The following is a 22,928-nucleotide window of genomic DNA, read 5'->3' on the forward strand; positions in this document are numbered from 1 at the left end:
ACGGTCACGCGGACCATCCGACCAATGGCGCGGGCTATCTTCCTTTGGCTCGGCAGTAGTGCCAGACTGGATGGAGGGAGCACGACATGAGTGAGGCCCGCAAAATTGCAGCGATCCTGGTCTCGGATGTGGTCGGCTACAGCCGGTTAGCCGGCGCAGATGAAGATCGCATCTTGGCACGGTTGCGGGCGCTGCGCAGCGATCTCATCGATCCCACCATCGCTGTTCATCGTGGTCGCGTCGTCAAGCGCACAGGCGACGGGAGCCTCGTCGAGTTCAGCAGCGTAGTGGAAGCAGTGCGCTGCGCGATCGAAGTGCAGAACGCCATGCTTGAGCGCAATGCCGGGGTGCCGGATGATCGCCGCATCGAGTTCCGGATCGGCATTCACTTGGGCGACGTCGTGCAAGAACGCGATGGCGACCTGATGGGCGATGGCGTCAATATCGCCGCGCGCCTTGAAGGCATATGCGAACCCGGCAATATCTGTCTTTCCGAGCAAGCCTATTGGCAGGTAAAGTCAAGGCTCGATATCGCAATCTACGATCGCGGCGCGGTTCAGTTGAAGAACATCGCCGAGCCGATCCGGGTCTATTCGCTGCAGGTCGGAGTTCCCGCCAAGGCCAAGCCCGCGGCACCGGCTGACGCTCTCGTGCCGGAGAAATCTTCGCACCCGCTCGCGCTGCCCGACAAGCCTTCGATTGCCGTGCTGCCCTTCGTCAACATGAGTGGCGACGCCGAACAGGAATTCTTCACCGACGGGCTGACGGAGGACATCATCACCGATTTGTCGAATGTGTCCGGCTTCTTCGTCATCGCCCGCAACTCCACCTTCGCCTACAAGGGCAAGCCCACCGACGTCCGTCAGATCGCTCGCGATCTGGGCGTCAAATATATTCTTGAGGGCAGCGCACGGCGATCCAACAAGCGGTTGCGTGTCAATGTGCAGCTAATCAATGCGGCCGAAGGCGGCAATCACGTGTGGGCCGAGCGCTTCGACCGCGATATCGCCGACATCTTCGACGTTCAGGACGAGGTCACGCGACGCGTCGTTGAAGCGATTTCTGGCAAGCTTGGTGACAAGAATATTGTTGCCCATTCCCGACCGTCAAATCTGGAAGCCTATGATCTTTGTGTCCGGTCGCGAGGCAAATGGAATGTTTCGCGATCAGACACCAGTGAGGCCTGTGACGATTTGAAACGTGCCGTACAGATCGATCCGAACTACTGCGAAGGGCACAGCAATCTTGCCCTATCATTGCTATTTAGTTGGTTTATCTGGGGAGGCCCGCAGACGCCTCGTCGCGCAGAGGCTCTAATGCACGCGCAACGAGCGGTGGAAATCGATCCCGGCGATTCTCACGCACGCATGGTTGTGGGCTGCGTTCATCTCCACGAGCGGAATTGGGATGAGGCGAAATTTCAGTTCGATGCTGCCATTCGGATAAATCCCAACAATGCAGATGCAGTGGCATGGAGCGGTGAGCTTCAGACCTATTTAGGCGAACCGCAAGCAGCGCTGAAGGCGTGCGCAGAGGCGCTGCGCTTAAATCCTCGCGCTCCCGGTTGGTATTTCTGGATTATTGGAGCGGCTCAGATCTCCGCCGGTTACTATGAAGAAGCTATTGCATCCTTAAGCCGGGAAGAAACCTATGGGACCGGTTCGAGAGAGCACCTGATTGTCGCACTTGCCCTTGCCGGCCGCGTTTCGGAGGCACAGGAGGAGGCACGGATATTCCTTGCGGGAAATCCAAATTGGAGGTTCGCTGATTTCTCTGCGAACTCCCCCTTCAAGAGCCGGAGCTCTGCGCAGCCGTTTGTTGATGGCTGGCGTCTGGCGGGCCTGCCAGATTAGGCATGGCAAGGGGCCGTTTTCCAAGGGACCTGGCAATTAAATCTATGCCGAAAGGCTCGAACAGTCGCGACTCTTCCCCTTCCACAAGCTCCAGGCCAGTTCCTCGCCGTCACGCGCAAGATTTCTACGCCACGCGTGGTTGAGCCGGCCGGGGTTTGACCACGGTGGCGAGTACGATGCCGGCGACGATGAAGGCCGCACCGACCAGATCGTAATCGTGCAAGTCCTCGCCGAGCAGCAGATAGGCGAGTATGGCGACGAACACCGTCTGCAGATAGAGCAACATGCTCGCCCGGCTCGCGCCGAGCGTTTCCACGCTTTTGTTGTAGAGATAGTACATCAAGGCGCCGCCGGGACCTGCCAGATAGGCGAGCGCGAGAATGCTGTGGACGTCCATGGCGGAGCGTTCGTCGTTGAACAATTCCCACAAATGGAAAGGCAATGCGACCAGCGCACCGGCGCCGAGCAGCAGCACGACCATCGGCAGAAGTTCGATGCCGAATTTGGCACGGCGCAAAAGCACGGTGTACAGGCCCCAGCTGAACGCGCTGCCGACGATCCACAGCTCGCCGGCGTTGAACTTGAGTTGCAGCAGCGCCGTCAGGTTCCCGTGGGCAACGATGAAAATCATCCCGGCGAGCGCAACCAGCGCGCCAAGCGACTTCCACAGGCCGAGCGGCTCGCCAAGCACGAAACGGGCGAGCACCATGGTCATGACAGGCGACAGCGCCATGATGATGCCGGCCGTGGTGGCGTCGGTGTCGTTGAGGCCATGGTAGATCATACCCTGGCACAGCGTGAGGCCGATCGCCCCCACGGCGACGACCTCCACGGCGCGAGTTCGCAAAAGCCCTATCATCGCGTCGTGATGATGGTGCACAATCGGCAGCAGGATTGCGCAAGCGAGCGTCAGCCGCCAGAAGCAGAGGCCCCAGGGCGGCATTTCAGGCGCCACCCATTTGGCCGCGATATAGACCCCAGCCGAAAGCAGCCAGCACAGGACGGCGGTCGGATAGCCGGTCAAGGAGGATACGGGCCCGACCACGGGTTGCGCGGCTTGATGCGCTATCGGCATTGCCTGCATGTCATGCCCTCCCCCTTCGATGACGTTGGCCCGTGGGGCAATATAACCTGCGTCGTTGGGTCGTGCATTCGTTTTGAAATGATGGGGTCGAAAAGGAATCTGCTCTCGGCCGCCATGTGTCTTTCGAGGGAGCGAATAGGCTCTTTCCCGCGCCATCCTCAGCGGGCTGCAATCACAGGGTCTTGCGCGGTCGCTCTCACGAAATCAAACAGTGCCGGCGTCTGGGCGTGTCGGGTGGTGTCTTCGAGAAGATTGGCATCGGGGCTGGAGTCCCTGGTCTTCTCGATCTTGCCGGCGAGCACATCCTGGTAGAGGCCGGGCACCCGGGTTTCGGCATAGGTCAGCCATTCCTTCATGGTGACCGTGCCATCGCCGTCTGTGTCGGCAAGCTTGTGCGTGCTGGTTCCGGTCGTCAACCCCTCCTTGAGCGCATAGGTCAGCAGCCCCTGGCCGAGTGAACCGCTCTCCAGGGCAACGTCGTCGGCCTGGGTGGCCGCAAGGATGCGCATGCCCTTGTCATAGGCCAGTTGACCAAGCCCGTGATCGCCCATCGGACCAGGCTTGAAGCCTTCCGGCACCCCCGCCGCGGAGTGACAGGCGTCGACGATCATCACCATCTCGCCGGCATCGACATCGCGCAGCCACGCCGTCAGTTCCTCGCTCGAGATCATTCTGTCCAGCTTCGTCAGGTCGTTGCCCGAATCCGACGGCAGGATGTAGAAGCGGCCCTGCTCGTTGTGGCCATGACCGGAGAAGGCAAGGATCACAACATCGTCCGGCGTCGCCTTCGCCAGATGGTCGATGACCGGGCCGATCTCCTGCCGCAGCCGCGACCGTTCCACCTCCCCCTTGCCCGCCAGAAGATACAGCACCGCCTGGATGTCGGCCTTGCTGGCGTGGTCGACCGCGGGGATCTGTTTATCCCCTTCCGTGCGCGCGTAGTCGGTGGTCAGCAGCACCGGCACCACGTCGTAGCCCTTGATTCCCCGCAGCGCCGTCTCGATCGCCCTGGCGTCGGCCACAGCGAAGTTCAGCCGCAGTGCTTCGTTCTCGTACTCGTTCACTCCGACCGTCACCACATAGGCCCGCGGCTTCGCCGGAACGGCTATGCCCTGCGGCACCGTGTAGCTGTCGTCGGTGGCTGTCGCGCTCTTCACCCGGTCCTCGTTGAACCCATAGGCCGTGAACGTCACCTTCTTGCCCTTGTCACCGCCTGCAAGCCGGACCGGGAAGACGTGCCTCGCCAGGATCTTTCCCGGCGTCATCGCCACGCGCGAAGCGCTGCGCCACGCACCAAGATCTTCGCCGACCACCGCCGCATTGTCCTTCGGCTCGGGCCACTGGCCCACCAGTTGCCCTTCACGGAACAGCCGTACGTCGTAAATCCCGGTGCTCGTCTTGCCATTCGGCTGTGAGGCATCTTCCTTGCCCGATGCCTCAACCTCCACCAGGGCAACACCAGGTGTCGGCCCCGCCTTCACACTCACAATCCGTACATCCGGCTGGATCCGATTCAGCGAGGCCAGCGGCCGTACCGGCTTGAACGCGTCGGCGCACGCGTTCGCATTCTTTCCGCTCACCTCAGCCCCATGGCACGCCAGCAGCCGGCCAAGCAGGTTCGGCTCGTAATAATCCCGCATGAATATCTCGGGCAGAAGGGCCTTGAAGGGATCATCGCTGACCACCCAGCTGACCAGCGGCATGGACTCCAGGGCCGATGAATCAAATCGCCCGTCAGCGTCAAAGCTCATCCAACAAGATGTCGGGACCGAACGATCCGCCTGCCCATTGCCTGCGTGGCTGCCCTCCACGTCGCTCCGGCAGGTACCCTCACGGCCAAAGACGATCGTCTGCATCAGCTTGCCGCTTGGAATGTCCCATATTTTCGCGGAGCCATCGTCACTTGCCGAAACCAGCAGCGTTCCGTCGCCGGACACGTTCAGCGAAGAAATCCTCGCGACGTGGCCAAAGAAGGATCGCTCGACCTTGCCGGCGACATAGTCGAAAATTGCGATCTCGCCGTCATCCTTGCCGAATGCAAGTCGCCTGCCGTCCGGCAGAAACGTCAATCCCAGCAACGGGATATCCACGCTCTTGAGCTTCTCCCCCGTGCGTATGTCCAACAGGCTGAAACCTTCTGCAGGACTGACCACCGCAATCTTCGAACCATCCGGTGAAAACGCCACGCCTCCGATGTTGGTCGACAAGCCAGCGAGATTTCTGATCCGCTTTCGGTTTCCTGCATCCCAGAGCGAAATCGTTGCCTTGGTTTCGTCCGAGACTGCGATCATGGCTCCGTCGGTGGAGACGGCGATACAACGGCGTCTGTCGGCGGCACTCTCGTCCAGCATAAGCCGAGCACGAGAGTCCAGATCCCATATCAACACGCGCCCCGCGCCGTCGGTCGTCACCAGTTGATGGGTCTTGGGAAGGAACACTTGAGCCCCGTTGCATCCACCGTGATGGTCCAGATTGCCTTTTTGAAGGCGTGAACCAATTTTTGAGTCGACGCTCCAGAGACGCGTATCGCTTTTTGAATCGACAACCAGGAGTTGACCGTCCGAGGACAAGGCGATGGATCCCGAATATATCGGCCCATTGCCCAGGTTCTCGAACACGCCTCGGCCATCGTCGTCGCGCCATAGCGCAACCGGGCCTGCCACGGGAGCGAGTATCAGGTGGTTTCTGGAGGGCCGGAACGCCGCAGACCCAATTGGATCGATCGATGCGCCGACGATCTCGTCGCCCTTGTCGGAACCGGCGCTCAGCAAAAAAATCGGAGAGCCGTTCGACCGCAGGCCGACCGCCAGAAGCGATGGTTGCGCAGGCGAGAAATTGAGTGAATCGAGGTCGCCGTCGACGGAAACGGTGCGCAGAAGCCTAAGCGTGCCCGCGTCCAGGAATTCAACAAGGCCCATGCGGTATCCGAGGGCCACGTAGTGCCCATCGGAAGACATTGCGGATTCCGTCGGCACGTTCTTTCGAACCGGAACTCTGGCCAGGACGTGGTTGCTCTGGTCCCTGATCGACACGTCCTGGGACGTGGTTACCAGTATCTTGCCGACACTGTCCGAGAACGACACGCTGGTGGTGTCATCCCCCAGATCAACCTCTGTGTCGTTGCCGAGCCTGGGGTCAAGGAACAGGACCCTGCCGGGGCTCCATGATATGGCCGCCCATCCAGTTCCATGGCGTTCGATCTTGCCGTAACTTATGTCGGGCGTCTTGCGGTAAAAGATCGGCTTTGCGACCGCAATGTCAAATATCTCAATGCCGCCCTCCTCGACGAGGGCCACCTCTTTTCCATCAGTCGAGATCGCAATCGAATAGATCGCCTGGTGTTGCGTCGCGTATTCCTGCAGCACTCGACCGCCCTTCAGGTCCCACAACAGAAGCCGCCCCTCATCGTCTCCTGTCACTGCGGTCAGCCCGTCGTCGGAGAAGCCAAAAGCACTGACGTGCACTCCGATCGAAGCGCTGCTGTTGCTGCCGTCAATAACGCGCAAAAAACGTCCGGTGTCCGCGTCCCAGAGCCTTGCTGCCGGCTCACCATACCCGCCACCTGTGGCCAGCAGCTTGCCATTGGGTGAGAACGTCACGAACGAAGCCTCCTGCGGCCGCAGGTTGGGCACCAGGGCAGCGAAATTGTCTGGGCCGCGACTACCAATGTCCTGTGCAAAGGCGACGCCGCACAACACCGAACAAATCAGGAAAAAGTACAGGACCTCGAAAATTACCCGGTGTGGTCTCATGCGCAGCCCTCATTGAAAGCTGTCGCGGCTTGCCGCGAACTCTCTTTGCAACTGGGTCGGTGACAGTCGTCGCTTGCCTTCGAAGATCGACACGCCCTACGCCGCGCGACGCGTCGCAGCGTAGGGGCGCCGACGATGCTCTCGCTATAACCCGTTGCGCGCTACTGCCTCCAGAATCGGCACGGATGTGGCATGATGCATCCTAGTTTGCCGTCTTTTCGGCAACAACATCGATATTGAGAGGCGACAGATCCTCACCCGGTATGGGCGCCGGCTTCGGAACCGGCTTTCCGTCAAAGAACACCTTGATCTCGTCTTTGCGGCGGTTCTTCAATCCTACCAGTTCGACACCTGCCGCACGTGTCCATCTGAGGAGCTGTTCGGGGACACGATCAAACTGCTTTTTCTTGACGACCGCGAGAAGGGTCGAGGTCTTGAAGTTGTTGCCGCCAACATTGAACGTAAAATCGACAAGCGCGGCATAGGCGCCGTCGTCGATATCTTTTGGCACGGCCAGCTGCACAGTGATCTGGGCCTTCGACATGTCCTCGATAAGCAGCTCTTCACCGCGCTTTTTCGAGATACCTTTCAGGAACTCCACTTCGTTACCCGTACCGTCGCAGTTCTTTTTCTTCAGGAGATGGCCGTAGCCGACGGTGCAGTAACCAACGGCATCATTATAGCGCTTGGGGACCCACCCTTCCCATTTCTTGGTCAATTCAATGCCGGGCCGGTATACCTTGCGCAATTCCACACCCTGCGGCAGTACATCCTTGGTGTCTTCCAGGAGGATGCCCGGCGCATGCTTGTCCTTGAGGGTTTTCACCGCCTGACCGGCTTGGACGTGCGCGATCGAGGCTGTTGTCACGCATAACGCCAGAAGAACAGCCTGCGACCAAGGCTTACGCTTGAACCCTTGCCTGTCCGATTGTGCTTTCTTGAAAACTGTCATTGTCTGTCCTTCTCCGACTTGCCGAGTTAAGGTTGAATTTCAATATCCATCCGCATGGTTGCCCAGGAATTCAGATCAAAATCCGGAACCTGGGCGGAGTCCCTGAAACCAGGATTAGAGAGCCCAGCGAGAAGCCAGCCAAGCGGGCCGGCATCTCTGGGATCTATGCCCTGCTGCTCGAGGAAATGGACGTTGACTGGCGAAGTCGTCGCAAGCACCAGGTAGGATTCAAGGCCGGCGGGCGGCCCGACCTTCAGTGGCGGTTTTGTGCTGATCGTGACGCCAGCCTGCAATTTGTCCCCTGATCCGCCATCTCCCAAGACATACACAGATCCGCTGCTCCCCAATCCGATAATTGAATAGTAGAGATCTTGTGATCCTGTATTTGTGAGGCTGAAGCGAAAATATTCTCCCTGCTTCATCGGCTCTATACCCGATGACACCACCGGAGCCTCGCTCTCCACGCTTGTCTTGCCGTTCTCGGTCTTAACCGTCACACGGACAAGAGAAACCCTGACCGCACCTGCCAGCGGGGAAACGCTGTTTGTCAGCGCGCGCAGGTTTTCCTGTCGGGCTATCTTCTCGAGCGCGCCCGTAATGCCATCGACAGCGGCACCGTCGTCCTTTGCCGAAACCGTGTAGCCATGCATGGCCCCAACCTGGTCTCGCGGCGTGATGTAGTAGACCTTGTCGCAGTCGGGGCTGAGCGTTTTGCGTTCCTCCATCGGAACAAGCTTGCCACCGTTCAGGCACCCCATGGCGATCACCATCGTCGCCTGGCCTAGATCCTGCACCGGCCGTACCAGCGCATTGTCGCGAAGTCGATCAGCGAGCGCTGCCTTTATCGGCAGGACCGCCGCAGCGATGCCCAGCTCTGGAGGTGGATCGGCAATAGCCACCGCAACCTTTTGCTCAACGGAATAGGGCGAGACGATTCGAACTTTCGACGCAGTGGTCACAGGCTCGTTCGGGGCTTTGACCAGTTTGGCAACCGAAGTCGCGACGTCGGACGAAATCACGACCGCGTTCGCGATCTTGCCGTCCTCACCGACCAGCTTGGTTGCCTTGCTGGAATACACGGCCATGATTGCTCCTGGTTGAATCCCCTGCGCCTGGCCAACTGCGACCGAAATCTGGTCCTGCGTCACACTTGTGACCGAAATGAAGGGGGGCTGGCGGGTTCCTATTCCGCCCAAAACCACCCTGTCGAAGTCTCCTTCCGCCTGTGGATGCTGGGATGGCGCACGTTTTTGGACATACCTCTCGGCTTGCATCACTGCTTCGCGATAGGTCAGCTGTGGAGATCGCTTGAGCGTCTGGACCAGATAGTAGGTCAGCAGCCCATGATACTGCGAACCCGATGCGGTAGCGACAAGATCCTCGTTGGACACTTCATCGGCCCGGGACCCTTCGACGATCGAGTATGAGCGGCCTGAATCCGCGATCGACGCATCCTTGCCGTGACGCTCAGCAGGCGCATCCTTCAGCAGCCTACCGTCTAGCGGCGCCATGCGGGCAGCAAGTGTGGGCTCTTTTGAAATCGTGCCTGAGTGGCAGCTGTCAAAGATCAGCACGATGTTATGGGAGTATTGCTTGAGTTGCGTCAGCCAGGCCTCGATTTCATCGTCGCGTATGTCGGTGCCACCCGGACCACGGCTGTCCTGTGCAACGATGGTCTCATCATAGCCATCGCCCTCGTCGCCATTGTCATCGATGGCCAGGGAGCCGTGACCGCTGAAGTAAAACAGGAACGTCGCATCCGGATGCGCTTTTGCCTTCTCGATCAGTTGATCCGCAAATGCCTCTCGAATGCCGGCGTGGGTCGCCTGGGCGTCCAGCAAAACCCGGAAACGATCGTTGTCGTCGGGAACGCCGTAGGTGCCGGTCAGCAGGTCCTTAACGAGGGCAACGTCGTTTGCGGTTCCATGAAGGTCCGATGCGTTGTAGGCGGAGCCTGGCGTCTTTGCGTAGCTGTTTATGCCAACAAGGAGCGCGAACACGCCCGGCTCCTCTGCGAATACGACGCGAGGACACACCAAGAGAAGCAACGCCACCAAAAGCGCCCGGCAATGCCGCTTGCCTACTGTGAACATCGTTTCGCTCCAGAGAACCCACAAAGACCTGGGCAAGGCAGCCCGTTATTCGAAGCCTATTGTGCAGGCCAGTCGCTTGCGCTGAGCGGCAAATTCAGTGCGCTCAGGTCTTCAACCAAATCGCCCCTGCCGCAGCTTACGCCATCCTTGTATTGCACCAGCGCCGCATGGAAGCTTCGAAGGAAGGACCAGTAGACCAATGCCGCATCCCTTGAGGTGACGAATTTGTTGAGTTTGTTCTTGAGGGCGACGCAACTGTCGTGGATTTCCGTCTCGGATGCGGGCTTGGGGGATCCAAGCGGCGCGCCGTCCGTGATCGCCTTTACAAATCCGGCAACCCTGTCGGTTCCTGCCGATATCAGATCGATCACCGGTGCCCGTGCTGCCCCAACACCGCTCTTCACCTCGGTCAGCGGCAGGCCGAAATTGGAGATCTTGAACCCTTCAGGCGAAAAGTTCGTCGGCAGTTGCGAGTTCAGCGTCTTCAGGTAGATGTTAACCTTGAAGTTGGTCCCGTTATATCGCAGCTGATTGGGAAATCCGTCATCCAGCAACGTGAACGAGCCCGTTGTGTTGTCGACGATCGACACGTCGGTGTATTTGCTCAGGAGCTTGCTGAGGATGGTCGCGAACGGAGCATAGGCATCCGAAACCGCCTGAACACCAGGCGACAAACCGGCCAGAGAGGCGGTTCTAGACAGTTGCGACAGCTCGGTCAGCAACGACATGTCCACCGACGTATTGGAACTATATCTGACCTTCATCGAGAACGAGATTGTATTTGTCTCAGAATCCACGACGATGTCGTCGATGAGGATACCGTTCCTGTTGATGACGATGTTCGACTTCTCGGATGTCGTGACGAAGAGGAATTTGCTCTCTTCCCACGTTGCCGACATGATCGGCTCGGTGGCAATGATCTTGTCGCCAATCGCCACATCGAGACTTACGATGTAGTTTCCCGACTTGTTTTGGAACCTCGACTTTATCAACGATTGCAGGAACGCCGAAGCCGATTGACTTCTTGCAGCGCCGTCCTTTCCAGTAAACGCAAAATCGTAGGTGATCAGCCCATAAACCAGCCGCGGCTCTACGGCTGAGAAGCTCGGGTGCGTTACTGCGGCAAACTCATCGGCCAGTGCGCCAAAAGGGTGGGAAAGTACTAGAACAAGAGCTGCAATCAGTTGCCTGAAGCGCATTTCACCCCCCCGGATGGCTTCTTAAACCGTACTCTCCATTTCTATAATTAGGAAGGGGAACGCATACTAGATGAAGCGATTTCTGTTTGCCTATCCGCACTAAGGATCGGCGGGTTGCCGTCGAAATCTGCGTTCCAAAAGATGAATGGCGAAGCCGCGCCGTCCATGTATCGCTATGTGAAATTGAGCCCCTACCACGAAACGCACTGACGGACGTGCAGGCATCCATGCCTGCGAGGTCAAGGCATTGGTGCCGAAAAAATCTGAGGCGCCGCTTGAAGTGATCCTTTTTCATGGAACTGCGCTTTTGCCCAATCTGATCTGTTAGGCCAAAGGCTGGATGTGGGAGACGAGGACGATCGCGATCATCGACTTGATCCGGCCCAAAGCAAACATTGACTAAGCCATACTGCATAGCGTCCCGCCTAGCGACGTTGCCACACTTTGCCGGAACGGCTGCAATGCGCTAGCCTGCAAACATGCGCAGTCGCTGATAGATCATTTCGCTGAGGGGGCGAAGATTCATGGAGATGCAGCAAGTCCGCTATTTCCTAGCCCTGTCCAGCACGCTTAATTTCACCAGAGCAGCCGAAGAGTGCAACGTTACCCAACCTGCGCTGACACGAGCGATCAAGACGCTCGAGGAGGAGTTGGGGGGTGAACTCCTTCGGCGCGAGCGCCAGCACTCTCACCTGACTGAACTCGGCAGGCGTATGCTGCCTCTGTTGCAACAGTGCTACGACGCTGCCACTTCCGCAAAATCACTCGCCAAGGCTGTGCAAAGCAGCGACGTGGCGCCTCTTAATGTCACCATTTCCAACAGCGTCAACATTGCGCTGCTGGTATCGCCGTTTACGGAGCTTTTTCGCGCATATCCCGGAGTCCATCTCAAGATCAACCGGGGCTCGCCGAGCGCCGTCGTTGAGGCTCTCAAGAACGGTGAGGTTGAGCTAGCCGTTGCCGGTCCGTTGGGGCAGGCCTGGGATCGGCTCGACACCTGGCCGCTCTTCCAGGAGGGTATTGAGCTCGTCGTGAATTCCGATCACCCACTTGCCCGCCGCAACGAGGCCGATGTCGCGCTGAGCCAACTGGCGGCGGAACCCGTGCTCAGCCGGATCGATTGGGAAACGAGCGAGGATCTTTCGCGTTGCCTGTCAGAGAAAGGCCTGACGCCTCGCACCGCGCATGAAGTCGAGACCGACCACGACCTGCTGGCACTGCTGGAGGCCAACGCCGGGGTGGGCTTCGTCTCCGTGACGGCACCACGGACGCCAAATATCCGCAGGCTCAAGCTGCGAGACGTCGATATCTCCCGGGTCGTCGCCGTTTACACGGTTGCCGGCCGACATCGCTCACCCGTGGCCACGACGCTGCTCAACCTGTTGCGGTCGACCGACTGGTCCTCTTTTGGCGTCAGCGAGCCCGCCTGAGCGCCGCGATCAGATCGTCGATGTCCATCCGCCGACGGTAGTCGGGATCGACGAAGCGATCGGTGATGATCCCGTCGGTTCCAATGATGAAGGTTGCAGGGATTGGCAGGAACCAGCTGCTGTTGCCCTGATAGTTGGGGAGATCGAGGCCTAGCCCCATCAGCCGCTCCATCTCCGCCCCGACCCAGATCGCAAGATTGAGAGACAGGGCGTAGCCATTGTCCATGTCGGTCAGGAAGGGAAACGTCGCGCCGACGGCAGTCTTCATCGCCTTCGCGAATTTGCGCCGCTCGGGCATGATCACCACGATCTGGCCGCCCAGGGTGGCAATCTCGGGCTGGGCTTCGACGATGCCAATCGCGTTCAAACGGCAATAGGGGCACCAATGCCCGCGCTGAAAGGTGATCACCGCTGGCCCCCTTTGCAGCACGTCGGCCAGACTGACCAGCTTGCCATCGTCGTCAGGCAGCAGGAACGCCGGCATGACATCACCCGGCACCGGCGCCATCGCGCCCGCCCCTTGTTTCTCCAATCGTCCCACCAAGCGGTCCACTGCGTCGGCGAAATTCGCGTCTAGGCGGCGCACCGCCCCAGCAATCACCGCCACGCTCCTGCCAAAACACCTGACTGCTGCAGCATTTGACGGCGCCCGAATCGTGCGTGAACACAATGTCAAAGCGCCGGCGGCGTATGGCCGCCATGCACTGCCCAGTTGGAACATCCTCGATGGTCAGCCTTATATCCGGATACAAATTGCCGAAACGATCAATGAGGCGCTTGAGGAAATTCCCTCCCGTCACCCAGCACAATCCAACCCGGAGCGTCTTGGCATCGTTGTTGTCGCGGGCCCGCTCAGCGAAAGCCTCCAGCAAGCCTTCGTAGTGAGCCCGTACGATATCGATCCAGGCTCTGCCTGGCTCGGTCAAGCGAACCCCGCGCACGTTGCGATCGAACAACTGCATTTCCAGAAGCTGTTCGAGCTCGGCTGCCGCGCTTCGTGCCTGAGAATTCTCTGTTGTAGCGATCGTCCTCCTCTATCCTCTTTTTGAATGCGGGGGTGCTGAGTTCGCCGCTTTTTACCGCAGCCTTGAAGTCCGCAACTTTGGTGGCGAAGCGCGACAGTCGCCCAACGAAGTCGTCGTCGGCCATGTTTCCAACCGGAATTGCCTCGCGCACTCTTCCGTCTTCGCAGAGGACGTCGACCATTCCTATCCGTGACCAGAGGAGAAAGGCGTTCTTTCCGATCCCCTTTCGGCCTCCTCCAACCGCGCCGTCATGCATCAGGTAGATGTCGCCTGTCTCTTCGTCCTCGGCAAAGGCTCCGGCGACTTGCCAGCTATTGCTTGGGGCGGGGACATTTATCTCGACGGTGATGTGCTGCACGGGCCGTTCGGCGAAGATTCCAAACGCATTCCAGAATTTCGCAATCTCGGCATTGTCCGGTGTCCGGCTGATCGAAGCCCAAAGTTCACCTTCGCCATACGAGAACACCTCGCGATCTACGTTGCCACCTCTGAAGCCGACGTTCACCGCACCCTGAGAGGGGACGGAATTCTTCACGATCTGGGCCAGCATTTTCTGGGCCGCCTTCTTGGCTTTCATTTCATGTACGAGCCTGAGCATGTCGTCCTCCCATTTTCGAGAACGTAAGCACGTCCTGGCTGGAGGTACCACAAGAGGATCGATCTCGGGTCCGCTCGCTCTGACAGGCTGGCCAGCGTTGTCTTGCGATCAGCGCCGACGACAGTCGGCGCCCAATGAAAAAACGGCGTATAAGCCGCAGTCCTGCGCGCGTCCGCAATAGCGGACAATTGTCGCGCGTTGGACGGAGGAAATTCGCCCCCGCCGCGGGCGGTTAACAGGACAGCCGTAGGAGCGTCAGCATAGCGACGGCCGCAGGCCGGGACGCGGGACCGACTGTCCCCGACTGCGGCGGTCCGCTCCGGCAATCGCCTGACATTGGGGATAATGCGCGGCCAGTCCATGCATTTCGACCAGCAGGAAGAGGACGCAGCGGAGTGCTCGGTGACGCGTGTCTGTCCTATCTGTACTCAATTTTCGCCGTTTCCACGACGCCTCCCAAATGCGCCTTTTCTTGATGACCGATTGAATCCAGACTCTTCGAACGCTCGGACAGGAGGTTTTCATGATTTCAAAGAAAGACACGACAATGAGTCGGACCATTCGGCGTAAGGAATTGCGGAACATCGTGCCTCTGGCCGACAGCACAATCTATGAGATGGAGCAGCGGGGGGAATTTCCTCGACGCTTCGCCTTGACCCAGCGATGCGTCGTTTGGGATCTGAGCGAGGTTCAGGCCTGGTTGGCGGCCCGTCGCTCAACGCCAATTCTGCGCGCTGCCGGTCCCAACGTGACCCAACGCCAAACCCGCCCCGTCAAAGTCCTGGATCAGGTTCAAAGAGCGGCATCGACGGCGGGATGAGCGCCGGGATGTGCTTCTTACCGTTTACCCATGCATCGACAATGTCTGACCACTCTTGCATCATATGGCGGCGCTGTAGCTCATACTCAGCCTTGTTGTAGACACCTCGCGATGAGCGCCCGTCCTCGTGGGCCAAGCATTTCTCGATCCAATCGCTGTTGAAGCCAAGCTCATTCAGCAGGGTCGAGCCCGTTCGCCGCAGGTCATGAACCGTAAACGGTTCGAGAGGCAGTCCGTTCGCCTTTGCCCGTTCGACGACTGCGTAGGTGATCCGATTAAACGTGGCACGCGACATCGGAGCATCCGCATCGTACCGCGATGGAAGAAGGTATCTGGAATTTCCCGCACAAGTCTTCAGGGCAATCATGATGTCGAGAGCCTGACGCGATAGGTAGACGTTATGCGCCTTCGAGCGCTTCATCCGCGCCTTCGGGATCGTCCAGACCGCATTCTCGAAATCGACCTCGTCCCACACCGCGTCCTGCAGCTCGCTCTTGCGCACCATGGTGAGCAGATAAAGCCGCATTCCCAAACGGATCGTGGGGATTGTGGCGACGTGCTCCAGCTGCTTCAGCATCACTCGGATTTCTGAGGGCGAAAGCGAGCGGTCCTTCGGCACGAAAGTAGCAATTGACGCGGGCCCAACTTCATCAGCCGGATTGGCCACCTTCTCCCCGTGCAAAATCGCGAAGCCGTAGATTTGCTTCAGGATATCTCGAACATGGATGGCGGTGGCCGGGGCGCCACGCTCAACGATAGCGCCGCAATGGGCCCGCAGGTCATCCGGCGTAATCTCCGTCAGCAGGCGATTGCGCCAGGTCGGAAGAAGCTCCCGCTCGAAGATGGCGCGCCGCATGGCGCGGGTGCTGTCGGCCATCGGTGCGGCAGTGAGCCACTTCTCCCCGAACTCGCCAAAGCTCTTCGCCTCTTTCAGGCGACGCTTGTCGCGCTGCTTCTCGATCGCCGGCGATCGGCCATCGCCAATAGCGCGCTTTGCGTCGAGGCACTTTTCTCGTGCCAACGCGAGCGAGATTCCATCTCTCCCATATCTGCCTAGATAGACCGTCTCGCGGCGTCCATTCAGCCTGTAATCCAGCCGAAACGAGATCGCGCCACTGGGCATGACGCGGACGTACATGCCGTCACGATCAGCAATCTTGTAGATTTTATCTTTTGGTTTCAGCGCTTTAAGAGCGATGTCCGTCAACATTCCCATTGCCTCCTGAAAAGTACCGTCAGGACAATTTAGAGGCTTCGTGACAGGAAATTCCCTTTTTCTTCAATGCCTTAAGGCACAAAAAAGTACCGTCACGAGCCTCATTGGCGCTGACGGTACTCAGAAAAAATCGGGTGGGCAATATGCGGAAGGTCCGTCAAGCGGTCCGTCAAAGCCAATCCTAGCGCACCGATTGTCGCTGATTGTCCCTGAAGGGATTTATTTTTGTTTTCAGTATGTTACGTCGCAGATTGGCGTATTTTCGGCGGCGTTTGAGTGGGTCTGAATCATTCCCACTCTATTGTGCCGGGCGGCTTTGAGGTGACGTCGTAGACGACGCGGTTGATGCCGCGGACTTCGTTGATGATGCGGGTGGCGGCGGCACCCAGGAACGCCATGTCGTAGTGGTAGAAATCCGCCGTCATGCCATCGACAGAGGTGACGGCGCGCAGCGCGCAGACGAACTCGTAGGTGCGGCCATCGCCCATCACGCCTACAGTCTGCACCGGCAACAGCACGGCGAAGGCCTGCCAGATGGCGTCGTAGAGGCCGGCCTTGCGGATCTCGTCGAGATAGATGGCGTCGGCCTCGCGCAGGATCTCCAGCTTCTCGCGGGTGATGCCGCCTGGGCAGCGGATGGCAAGGCCAGGGCCTGGGAACGGATGCCGGCCGATGAAGCTTTCGGGCAGGCCGAGCTCCTTGCCGAGCGCCCTCACCTCGTCCTTGAACAGTTCGCGCAGCGGCTCGACCAACTGCATGTTCATGCGCGCGGGCAGGCCGCCGACATTGTGGTGCGACTTGATGGTCACCGACGGGCCGCCGGTGAAGGAGACGCTTTCGATGACGTCGGGATAGAGCGTGCCTTGCGCCAGGAAGTCGGCGCCGCCGAGTTTCTTCGCCTCCTCCTCGAACACCTCGATGAACAGCCGGCCGATGGTCTTGCGCTTCTTCTCGGGATCGGTTTCGCCTTCCAGCGCCGAGATGAACTTGTCCGCGGCATCGACCAGGATCAGCGGCAGATTGTAGTGCTGGCGGAACATCGCCACCACGCCTGCCGCCTCGTCCTTGCGCATCAGCCCGTGGTCGACGAGGATGCAGGTCAGCTGGTCGCCGACCGCTTCGTGGATCAGAAGTGCGGCGACCGAGGAATCGACACCGCCCGACAGCGCGCAGATGACCTTGCCCTTGCCGACCTGCTTGCGGATCGCCTCGACCGCGTGTTCGCGATAGGCTCGCATGGTCCAGTCGCCCTCGATGCCGGCGATGTTGTGGACGAAGTTGCGCAGCAGCCTTGCGCCGTCCGGGGTGTGCACCACCTCGGGGTGGAACATGATGCCGTACATCTTGCGCTCGACATTGCCGAAGATGGCGAAGGGCGAGCCTTCGGACTTGCCGAACACTTCGAAGCCCTTGGGCAAGGAGATGACGCGGTCACCATGGCTCATCCATACCTGGTGGCGCTGGCCGGGCGCCCACAGGCCCTCGAACAGCGGACTGTCCTTCTCGATCTCGACAAAGGCGCGGCCGAATTCGCGATGATCGGAGCTCTCGGCGACGCCGCCCATCTGCACGCACATCGCCATCTGGCCATAGCAGATGCCGAGCACCGGCACGCCGGCATCGAAGACGATCTGCGGGGCGCGCGGGCTGCCGATGTCCGACGTCGAGGCGGGGCCGCCGGACAGGATCACGGCTTTCGGATTGATACGCTTGAACGCCGCCTCGGCCGACTGGAACGGCACGATCTCGGAAAACACGCCGACCTCGCGGATGCGGCGGGCGATGAGTTGCGTAAACTGGCTGCCGAAATCGACAATCAGGACGGTGTCGGGATGATTGGCTGTTTTCATGGCGAGCGTTTAGAGAAAGAAATGAGTCGACGCAATGGGTTGCGGGGCCTTGCTGTCACTTCGATTCCACGACTTCACCTTCAGCGCCAGCGTCTTCATCATTCGCCGCAGCCTGTCCGGCCGCAAGTGCCCGCAAAGCGCCCATCAGCGCCGTGAACCGCTCCTCGCCAATGCGACTGACATAGCGCCGCTCGATCTCCATCTTGACCCGATCGCCGTCGCGCAGGGCATCCAGCCCCTTGCTGGTGTAACGCACCAGCTTGCCGCGGCCATCTTGCGGATCGGGCAGACGCTCGACGATCCCCTCCGCCTCGAGGCCGTCGAGCAGTTGCTGGATCGCCTGCTTGGAGATTGCCGAGCGTTCGATCAACGCCGACTGGCGCATGCCGTTCCTGGTGATGTGTCCAAGCAGTCCGGCGCGTGCTTCGGTGAACCAGCCGTGACCGGCGGCGCGCATCGCGGCGGCGAATTCGGCCTGCCAGGCACGGCTTGCCTGCCATAGGCGCCAGCCGACGTGATCCGGCGGGGTTTCGATTTTTTCGTCAAGCTGCTTGACCATTTTGTCCCGGCTCCGTATAGTCAAGATACTTGACGATATTCACTCCGTCGAGGCTCTTTCGAACTCAAGCACGCGGACAGGGACGACAGGAACATGCTGGCCGTTATCATGGTTGGCACCACGCATGTCATCGATATGGGCGGCAAGGACGCCTTCATCCACTACGAAAACGAGAACCGGGCGCATATGCTGCTACCGGATGGTACCCTTTTCCATGGGATCTGGATGCTGCTCGACCACGGCTACAAGGTCGAATGGAAAGATGGCCCCACCGGCTCCTGGAAACTCGATCATACGCCAGGAGCGATCGACTATGTCGATGCGAGCGGCGCCGTGCGCGGGCGCATTTCGCGCATCGATTTCGGCGATCCGGAGAGCCTGGCGGCTTGATGCTATTTCCGGTCAGGCGCCAGCAAGCCATCGCCGATCGCCTGTTCCAGCCGCCCGACCGCTGCGGCCAGTTTCTCGTCGATGACGTGTAGATATTCGGTCCAGTCGCCGACGTGCCGCAGATCCGCCGCGCCGTCGGAAATGCCGCGCAGCCCGATCAGCGGGATGTCGAACAGCTGGCAGGCGCGCAGGCAAGCGAAAGTCTCCATGTCGACCATGTCGGCGGCAATTGCGTCATAGGCGGCGCCGGTGACGATCGCGCCACCGGTGGACAGCGTTGCCTCCCTCAGGTCGGGTATCCTGAACGGCAGCGGCACGGTCACCGGCAGGTCAAGGAAAGGCGTCGCGCCCTTTTCGAAGCCGAGCGGCGAGGCGTCGATGTCGCGGTAGCCGACCGACACGGCCTGGTAGATTTCCGTCTGCTCCAGAGTCCGGCTGCCGGCCGAGCCGAGCGATACGACGAGGTCCGGCAGGGTCTTCCGAGACTTCAGCAAGGAGAGTTCGGCGCCCAGCTTGACGCCGGCCTCGACCGGTCCAACGCCGGTCATCAGCGGCGTGAACAGCCGCTTAAGGTGCGGGCCATACTCGGCCTCGGCAGCCATCACGAAGAGGACGCCCTTGCCGCCAAGCCGTACAATCTTACCCATCGGATCAGCCTTCGATGCCATCACGCCCGACCACCGTCATCATCGTTCCGGTCATGGTGGCGATCAGCTTGGCCTCGCCGTCGGCGGCAAAGGCATAGGCCTGGCCGTCGGCGACGATGATGGTGCGGCCGGGTTTTGTCACCGAACCGCGGAACAGGAAGCGTTCGCCCCTGCCCGGCGCCAGCAGATTGACCTTGAATTCGATGGTCAGCACGCCGGAGTTTTCCGGCATCAGCGAGAACGCGGCATAGCCACAGGCCGAGTCCAGCGCTGTCGAAATGACGCCGGCATGCAGGAAACCGTGCTGCTGGGTCAGTGCCGCCGAATAAGGCATCTCGATCTCGATGATGCCCGGCGTCACCAGCGTCAGTTCGGCGCCGATCGTGGCCATGGCCTGCTGGCGCGCAAAGGAGGTTCTGACGCGATCCTCATAGTCCGGGGCGGGTACGATCTTTGCTGCCATGGCCGCTGCCTTTCTTTATGCGGATAAGCTTATTGCAGAGGCATGGGCGGCAGGCAAATGCTTTTGCTGCACTGCAGCAAACCGATCTTAATTCAACCAGAGAAGCGATGCGTTGAGCAAGGTGGCAAACGCAACCCATGCCGCATATGGCGCGAACAGCCATGCGGATGTCCGGTCGCGGTTCCAGGCCGTGGCGATGAACAGCCCAATGCTGGCGAGAAGAAGCGCGATCACAACAAGCGCGAGCCCCATCATCTTGGCTCCGAAGAAGGTCGGCGACCATAGGAAGTTCAGCACCAGCTGGACGGCCCAGATTTTCATCGCGGCTCCCGACGACGCTTGCAGCCATGTCCGCCAGCCGGCCACGCCGATCAGGAGATAGAGGAGTGTCCAGGCAGGTGCAAAAACCCAGTTGGGTGGATTGAAGGGCGGCTTGGTGAGCGATGCATACCAGGCACCCGGCAGCGTCGCATAACCGATCAGCAGGCCCCCGCCGAGCACCACAATGACGAAAAGCAGAAGCGACAGATATCTTTGCAAGTATCCTATCCCTTGATCGCGGCCAGACGCCCGGCATCTGCAACTGGGGCGCTATCGCCGCCTGTCAACGGCAGCGTCAATTCGCCTTGCGCAACGCACAGAAGTAAAACCCATCCGTGCCGCTCAACGCCGGCGACAGCGAGACGTCGCCGGCCGGACCGATCCGCACGGCCGTCTTATGGCCGGGAAAACGGCTGTCCCAGAGCGCGCGATGATCGACCGGGACAAAGCCGCTGTTGCGATGCCGGAATGCCGCGACCTGCTCGCCATTCTCCTCGTCGAACACCGAGCAGGTGATGTAGACCAGCAAGCCGCCTGACTTGACGTAGGCTTTGGCGGCTTCGAGGATCGCTGACTGTTCGCCCTTGCGGGCGTCGAGCTGTCTTTGCGTCAGTCGCCATTTGGCATCGGGACGGCGCCGCCAGGTGCCGCTGCCGGTACAAGGCGCGTCGACCAGCACGATGTCCATATGGTTGCCGAGCGGAGCGAGTTCGGCCGGCTTGGTGACGACCTGCACATTGCGGTTTTCCGAGCGACGGATGCGGTCGAAGATCGGCGCCAGCCGCGCCTTTTCGGCGTCGTGGGCGAATATCTGGCCCCGATTGTCCATTGCAGCCGACAGCGCCAGTGTCTTGCCGCCGGCGCCGGCGCAGAAATCGAGCACCTGCATGCCGGCCTCGGCGCCGGCAAGGGCGGCCGCGACCTGCGAGCCTTCGTCCTGGACCTCGAACCAGCCTTTCTGGAAAGCCGGCTCGGCCTGCACGTTGGGGTGCCTGCCGTCGCCATCGATCGGCGGGATGCGGATGCCTTGCGGGGCGATGGCGGCAGGTTTGGCGCCGGTTCCCGTCAGCTCGGCCAGCACCTTGTCACGGTTGGCCTGCAACGTGTTGACTCTGATGTCGAGCGGCGGGCGCGTCGCCAGCGCCGCCCCCTCATCAGCCCAGGTGTCACCGAAGGTTTTCTCGAAAAGCGGCACGCACCAATCGGGTATGTCGGCCCGCACCGCGGCCGGTGCATCGGCGAGCCGGCGTTCGGAAATGGCCTGAAGCTCGGTGGCAGTCAGCAACGGCGGCGCGAATTTGTCACCGTCGAGCGCATCGTTCAGCGACTGCGCCGTCTGGCCCCATTCGAGCAACAGCGCGCCGAAGCCGATAGCGCGCGGCGTGTCTTCCCCCAACAGCCATCCGGCGGAACGCTTTCGGCGCAAGCCGTCATAGACGATGTTGCCGATCGCCGCGCGGTCGCCGCCGCCGGCGAAGCGGTGCGACAGGCCCCAATCCTTCAGCGCGTCCGCAACCGGCCGGTGACGCCGGCCGATGTCTTCCAGCACTTCGATGGCCGCAGCCAGCCGTCCGCCCAGTCGCATTCGTCATTCCATCAAATCGAGCACATGATCTCCCGGCCTGCTCTTAGAGCCTTTCGCGACTGGATTGAACCCCGCTTCCGTCTCATGCCGACGAGGTTGACTTGACTGAGGCAGGCTGATCGCCCGACCAGTAAATGTCCTTGGCCAGCAACAACAGATCAATCAATAGATGACAGATTTCTAATGTTCGTAACTGGCGCCTGCAAGTACGCGATCTGGCGCAACCGCTCTGCTTTCCAAGTTTTTCGGTTGGGAATACTCTTGCCGCCATGATTCGCGGCACGGAAAACGTGGACCGGCGGATCGCTACGTGGAGAGGGCAATGAAGACTTATCTGGCGGAAGTTCTAGGCACATTTCTGTTGGTGTTCATCGGTACGGCTTCGGTGGTGACGGGTGGCTTCGGCGGTGCGCTGCCGCTCGGCCAGGAAGGCATCGGACTGGCATTCGGCATCGGTCTCATTGCGGCGGCCTATGCGATCGGCCCGATTTCAGGCGCACATCTCAATCCGGCGGTGACGCTCGGTGTCTTCCTTGCCGGCCGGCTGCCAGCCAAGGACGTCATCCCCTACTGGATTGCGCAGATCATCGGCGCCATCCTGGCCTCGCTGGCATTGTGGATCATCGTCTCCGGCCAGACCGGCGGACACACCGGCGGCTTCGGCGCCAATGGTTGGGACGTGGCGAAATGGGGCGTCAGCTCGGCGTTCCTGTGGGAACTGATCGGCACTTTCACTTTTGTCACCGTGATCCTCGGTGTCACCGCCGAAAAGCACTCGACGGCGTTCGCCGGGCTGGTCATCGGCCTGACGCTGGCAGGGTTGCACTTCGCCATCATCCCGGTCACCGGCACATCGCTCAATCCGGCCCGCTCGATCGGCCCGGCGCTGTTTTCCGGCAGTGCGGCGATCGGCCAGCTCTGGCTGTTCATCGTTGCACCGTTGATCGGCGGCGCCATTGCCGGCGTCGTCGCCAAGGCGCGCGTCTTCGAGAAGGACTGAGGTTTGGAAGCTTGAATACGAAAAAGGCGCGGGCCGTGGCCCGCGCCTTTTTTTGCCGACCCTGCCGCGTCCCAACGACAAGGCCATACCT

General features: G+C 60.2%; 20 protein-coding genes. 5 read left to right on the plus strand and 15 right to left on the minus strand.

Translation table 11 applies throughout. The features are described 5' to 3' along the window. Window positions 1–86 precede the first annotated feature (86 nt). Window positions 87–1,853 carry an adenylate/guanylate cyclase domain-containing protein gene (locus AC1D0I_RS25285; protein WP_477398526.1) on the plus strand — a complete coding sequence of 589 codons (1,767 nt, stop codon included), beginning with the start codon at window positions 87–89 and terminating at the stop codon, window positions 1,851–1,853. A 124-nt stretch (window positions 1,854–1,977) separates the two neighbouring features. Here the strand turns inward: AC1D0I_RS25285 and AC1D0I_RS25290 are convergent, their stop codons facing one another. The 5 genes from AC1D0I_RS25290 to AC1D0I_RS25310 form a co-directional block, all read right to left on the minus strand. Then, window positions 1,978–2,937: a DMT family transporter gene (locus tag AC1D0I_RS25290; protein ID WP_457153310.1), complete on the minus strand. Its 960-nt coding sequence runs from the start codon at window positions 2,935–2,937 to the stop codon at window positions 1,978–1,980. A gap of 158 nt (window positions 2,938–3,095) precedes the next feature. After that, window positions 3,096–6,689, minus strand: coding sequence for a caspase family protein (locus tag AC1D0I_RS25295; RefSeq protein WP_477398528.1), 3,594 nt, complete (start codon window positions 6,687–6,689; stop codon window positions 3,096–3,098). 202 nt (window positions 6,690–6,891) lie between these two features. After that, window positions 6,892–7,641, minus strand: coding sequence for a lysozyme (locus AC1D0I_RS25300; protein ID WP_477398530.1), 750 nt, complete (start codon window positions 7,639–7,641; stop codon window positions 6,892–6,894). Between the two features lie 26 nt (window positions 7,642–7,667). Next, on the minus strand, window positions 7,668–9,734 hold the full coding sequence (locus AC1D0I_RS25305) for a caspase family protein (protein ID WP_477398532.1): 2,067 nt from the start codon (window positions 9,732–9,734) through the stop codon (window positions 7,668–7,670). A 56-nt stretch (window positions 9,735–9,790) separates the two neighbouring features. Beyond that, entirely contained in the window at window positions 9,791–10,933 is a 1,143-nt protein-coding gene (locus tag AC1D0I_RS25310) for a hypothetical protein (RefSeq protein ID WP_477398534.1), read from the minus strand. Between the two features lie 524 nt (window positions 10,934–11,457). On the opposite strand from AC1D0I_RS25310, the gene AC1D0I_RS25315 reads away from it, so the two are divergent. Then, window positions 11,458–12,363 carry a LysR substrate-binding domain-containing protein gene (locus AC1D0I_RS25315; protein ID WP_477398536.1) on the plus strand — a complete coding sequence of 302 codons (906 nt, stop codon included), beginning with the start codon at window positions 11,458–11,460 and terminating at the stop codon, window positions 12,361–12,363. Here AC1D0I_RS25315 and AC1D0I_RS25320 read toward each other — a convergent pair. The 3 genes from AC1D0I_RS25320 to AC1D0I_RS25330 are packed head-to-tail and all read right to left on the minus strand — an operon-like array spanning window position 12,347 to window position 13,986. After that, entirely contained in the window at window positions 12,347–12,964 is a 618-nt protein-coding gene (locus AC1D0I_RS25320; RefSeq protein WP_477398538.1) for a peroxiredoxin-like family protein, read from the minus strand. The genes AC1D0I_RS25315 and AC1D0I_RS25320 overlap by 17 nt on opposite strands. Beyond that, the gene (locus tag AC1D0I_RS25325) at window positions 12,852–13,325 is read right to left on the minus strand and encodes a LysR substrate-binding domain-containing protein (protein ID WP_477398540.1); all 474 of its coding nucleotides are present in this window, start codon (window positions 13,323–13,325) and stop codon (window positions 12,852–12,854) included. The genes AC1D0I_RS25320 and AC1D0I_RS25325 overlap by 113 nt, the downstream gene beginning before the upstream one ends. After that, window positions 13,216–13,986 carry a hypothetical protein gene (locus tag AC1D0I_RS25330; protein ID WP_477398542.1) on the minus strand — a complete coding sequence of 257 codons (771 nt, stop codon included), beginning with the start codon at window positions 13,984–13,986 and terminating at the stop codon, window positions 13,216–13,218. Before AC1D0I_RS25330 ends, AC1D0I_RS25325 begins: the two co-directional genes overlap by 110 nt. Window positions 13,987–14,509: 523 nt before the next feature. Here AC1D0I_RS25330 and AC1D0I_RS25335 point away from each other — a divergent pair. After that, on the plus strand, window positions 14,510–14,806 hold the full coding sequence (locus tag AC1D0I_RS25335; RefSeq protein WP_477398544.1) for a helix-turn-helix transcriptional regulator: 297 nt from the start codon (window positions 14,510–14,512) through the stop codon (window positions 14,804–14,806). On the opposite strand, the gene AC1D0I_RS25340 is transcribed toward AC1D0I_RS25335, so the two are convergent. From AC1D0I_RS25340 to AC1D0I_RS25350, 3 genes are all read right to left on the minus strand, one after another. Continuing rightward, on the minus strand, window positions 14,760–16,016 hold the full coding sequence (locus AC1D0I_RS25340; RefSeq protein ID WP_477398546.1) for a tyrosine-type recombinase/integrase: 1,257 nt from the start codon (window positions 16,014–16,016) through the stop codon (window positions 14,760–14,762). The two genes, AC1D0I_RS25335 and AC1D0I_RS25340, sit on opposite strands and share 47 nt — an antisense overlap. A gap of 293 nt (window positions 16,017–16,309) precedes the next feature. Further along, entirely contained in the window at window positions 16,310–17,872 is a 1,563-nt protein-coding gene (gene guaA / locus AC1D0I_RS25345) for a glutamine-hydrolyzing GMP synthase (RefSeq protein WP_477398548.1), read from the minus strand. Window positions 17,873–17,927: 55 nt separating this feature from the next. Continuing rightward, window positions 17,928–18,431, minus strand: coding sequence for a MarR family winged helix-turn-helix transcriptional regulator (locus AC1D0I_RS25350; RefSeq protein ID WP_477398550.1), 504 nt, complete (start codon window positions 18,429–18,431; stop codon window positions 17,928–17,930). A 93-nt stretch (window positions 18,432–18,524) separates the two neighbouring features. Between AC1D0I_RS25350 and AC1D0I_RS25355 the strand changes: the two genes are divergently transcribed. Further along, window positions 18,525–18,821, plus strand: coding sequence for a hypothetical protein (locus tag AC1D0I_RS25355; protein WP_477398552.1), 297 nt, complete (start codon window positions 18,525–18,527; stop codon window positions 18,819–18,821). A gap of 2 nt (window positions 18,822–18,823) precedes the next feature. Here AC1D0I_RS25355 and AC1D0I_RS25360 read toward each other — a convergent pair whose 3' ends face one another. From AC1D0I_RS25360 to AC1D0I_RS25375, 4 genes are all read right to left on the minus strand, one after another. Beyond that, window positions 18,824–19,468, minus strand: coding sequence for a 5'-methylthioadenosine/S-adenosylhomocysteine nucleosidase (locus AC1D0I_RS25360; protein WP_477398554.1), 645 nt, complete (start codon window positions 19,466–19,468; stop codon window positions 18,824–18,826). 4 nt (window positions 19,469–19,472) lie between these two features. Beyond that, window positions 19,473–19,931, minus strand: a complete 459-nt coding sequence (locus tag AC1D0I_RS25365; RefSeq protein ID WP_095088397.1) for a PaaI family thioesterase — start codon at window positions 19,929–19,931, stop codon at window positions 19,473–19,475. Between the two features lie 87 nt (window positions 19,932–20,018). Continuing rightward, a complete protein-coding gene (locus AC1D0I_RS25370; protein WP_477303297.1) occupies window positions 20,019–20,471 on the minus strand; it encodes a TspO/MBR family protein in 453 nt (150 codons plus the stop codon). A 76-nt stretch (window positions 20,472–20,547) separates the two neighbouring features. Beyond that, complete coding sequence (locus AC1D0I_RS25375) at window positions 20,548–21,837, minus strand: RsmB/NOP family class I SAM-dependent RNA methyltransferase (protein WP_477303295.1); 1,290 nt, start codon at window positions 21,835–21,837, stop codon at window positions 20,548–20,550. A gap of 322 nt (window positions 21,838–22,159) precedes the next feature. Here AC1D0I_RS25375 and AC1D0I_RS25380 point away from each other — a divergent pair, with 322 nt between their 5' ends. Continuing rightward, entirely contained in the window at window positions 22,160–22,837 is a 678-nt protein-coding gene (locus tag AC1D0I_RS25380) for an MIP family channel protein (RefSeq protein WP_258592052.1), read from the plus strand. The last annotated feature ends 91 nt before the right edge of the window (window positions 22,838–22,928 follow it).

Source organism: Mesorhizobium sp. P2_D1 (genome assembly GCF_056404455.1).

Coding starts and splice junctions, on each gene's coding strand:
- AC1D0I_RS25285 (WP_477398526.1), top strand. CDS start 87: ATGAGTGAGGCCCGCAAAATTGCAGCGATCCTGGTCTCGGATGTGGTC.
- AC1D0I_RS25290 (WP_457153310.1), bottom strand. CDS start 2,937: ATGCAGGCAATGCCGATAGCGCATCAAGCCGCGCAACCCGTGGTCGGG.
- AC1D0I_RS25295 (WP_477398528.1), bottom strand. CDS start 6,689: ATGAGACCACACCGGGTAATTTTCGAGGTCCTGTACTTTTTCCTGATT.
- AC1D0I_RS25300 (WP_477398530.1), bottom strand. CDS start 7,641: ATGACAGTTTTCAAGAAAGCACAATCGGACAGGCAAGGGTTCAAGCGT.
- AC1D0I_RS25305 (WP_477398532.1), bottom strand. CDS start 9,734: ATGTTCACAGTAGGCAAGCGGCATTGCCGGGCGCTTTTGGTGGCGTTG.
- AC1D0I_RS25310 (WP_477398534.1), bottom strand. CDS start 10,933: ATGCGCTTCAGGCAACTGATTGCAGCTCTTGTTCTAGTACTTTCCCAC.
- AC1D0I_RS25315 (WP_477398536.1), top strand. CDS start 11,458: ATGGAGATGCAGCAAGTCCGCTATTTCCTAGCCCTGTCCAGCACGCTT.
- AC1D0I_RS25325 (WP_477398540.1), bottom strand. CDS start 13,325: ATGCAGTTGTTCGATCGCAACGTGCGCGGGGTTCGCTTGACCGAGCCA.
- AC1D0I_RS25330 (WP_477398542.1), bottom strand. CDS start 13,986: ATGCTCAGGCTCGTACATGAAATGAAAGCCAAGAAGGCGGCCCAGAAA.
- AC1D0I_RS25335 (WP_477398544.1), top strand. CDS start 14,510: ATGATTTCAAAGAAAGACACGACAATGAGTCGGACCATTCGGCGTAAG.
- AC1D0I_RS25340 (WP_477398546.1), bottom strand. CDS start 16,016: ATGTTGACGGACATCGCTCTTAAAGCGCTGAAACCAAAAGATAAAATC.
- guaA (WP_477398548.1), bottom strand. CDS start 17,872: ATGAAAACAGCCAATCATCCCGACACCGTCCTGATTGTCGATTTCGGC.
- AC1D0I_RS25350 (WP_477398550.1), bottom strand. CDS start 18,431: ATGGTCAAGCAGCTTGACGAAAAAATCGAAACCCCGCCGGATCACGTC.
- AC1D0I_RS25355 (WP_477398552.1), top strand. CDS start 18,525: ATGCTGGCCGTTATCATGGTTGGCACCACGCATGTCATCGATATGGGC.
- AC1D0I_RS25360 (WP_477398554.1), bottom strand. CDS start 19,468: ATGGGTAAGATTGTACGGCTTGGCGGCAAGGGCGTCCTCTTCGTGATG.
- AC1D0I_RS25365 (WP_095088397.1), bottom strand. CDS start 19,931: ATGGCAGCAAAGATCGTACCCGCCCCGGACTATGAGGATCGCGTCAGA.
- AC1D0I_RS25375 (WP_477303295.1), bottom strand. CDS start 21,837: ATGCGACTGGGCGGACGGCTGGCTGCGGCCATCGAAGTGCTGGAAGAC.
- AC1D0I_RS25380 (WP_258592052.1), top strand. CDS start 22,160: ATGAAGACTTATCTGGCGGAAGTTCTAGGCACATTTCTGTTGGTGTTC.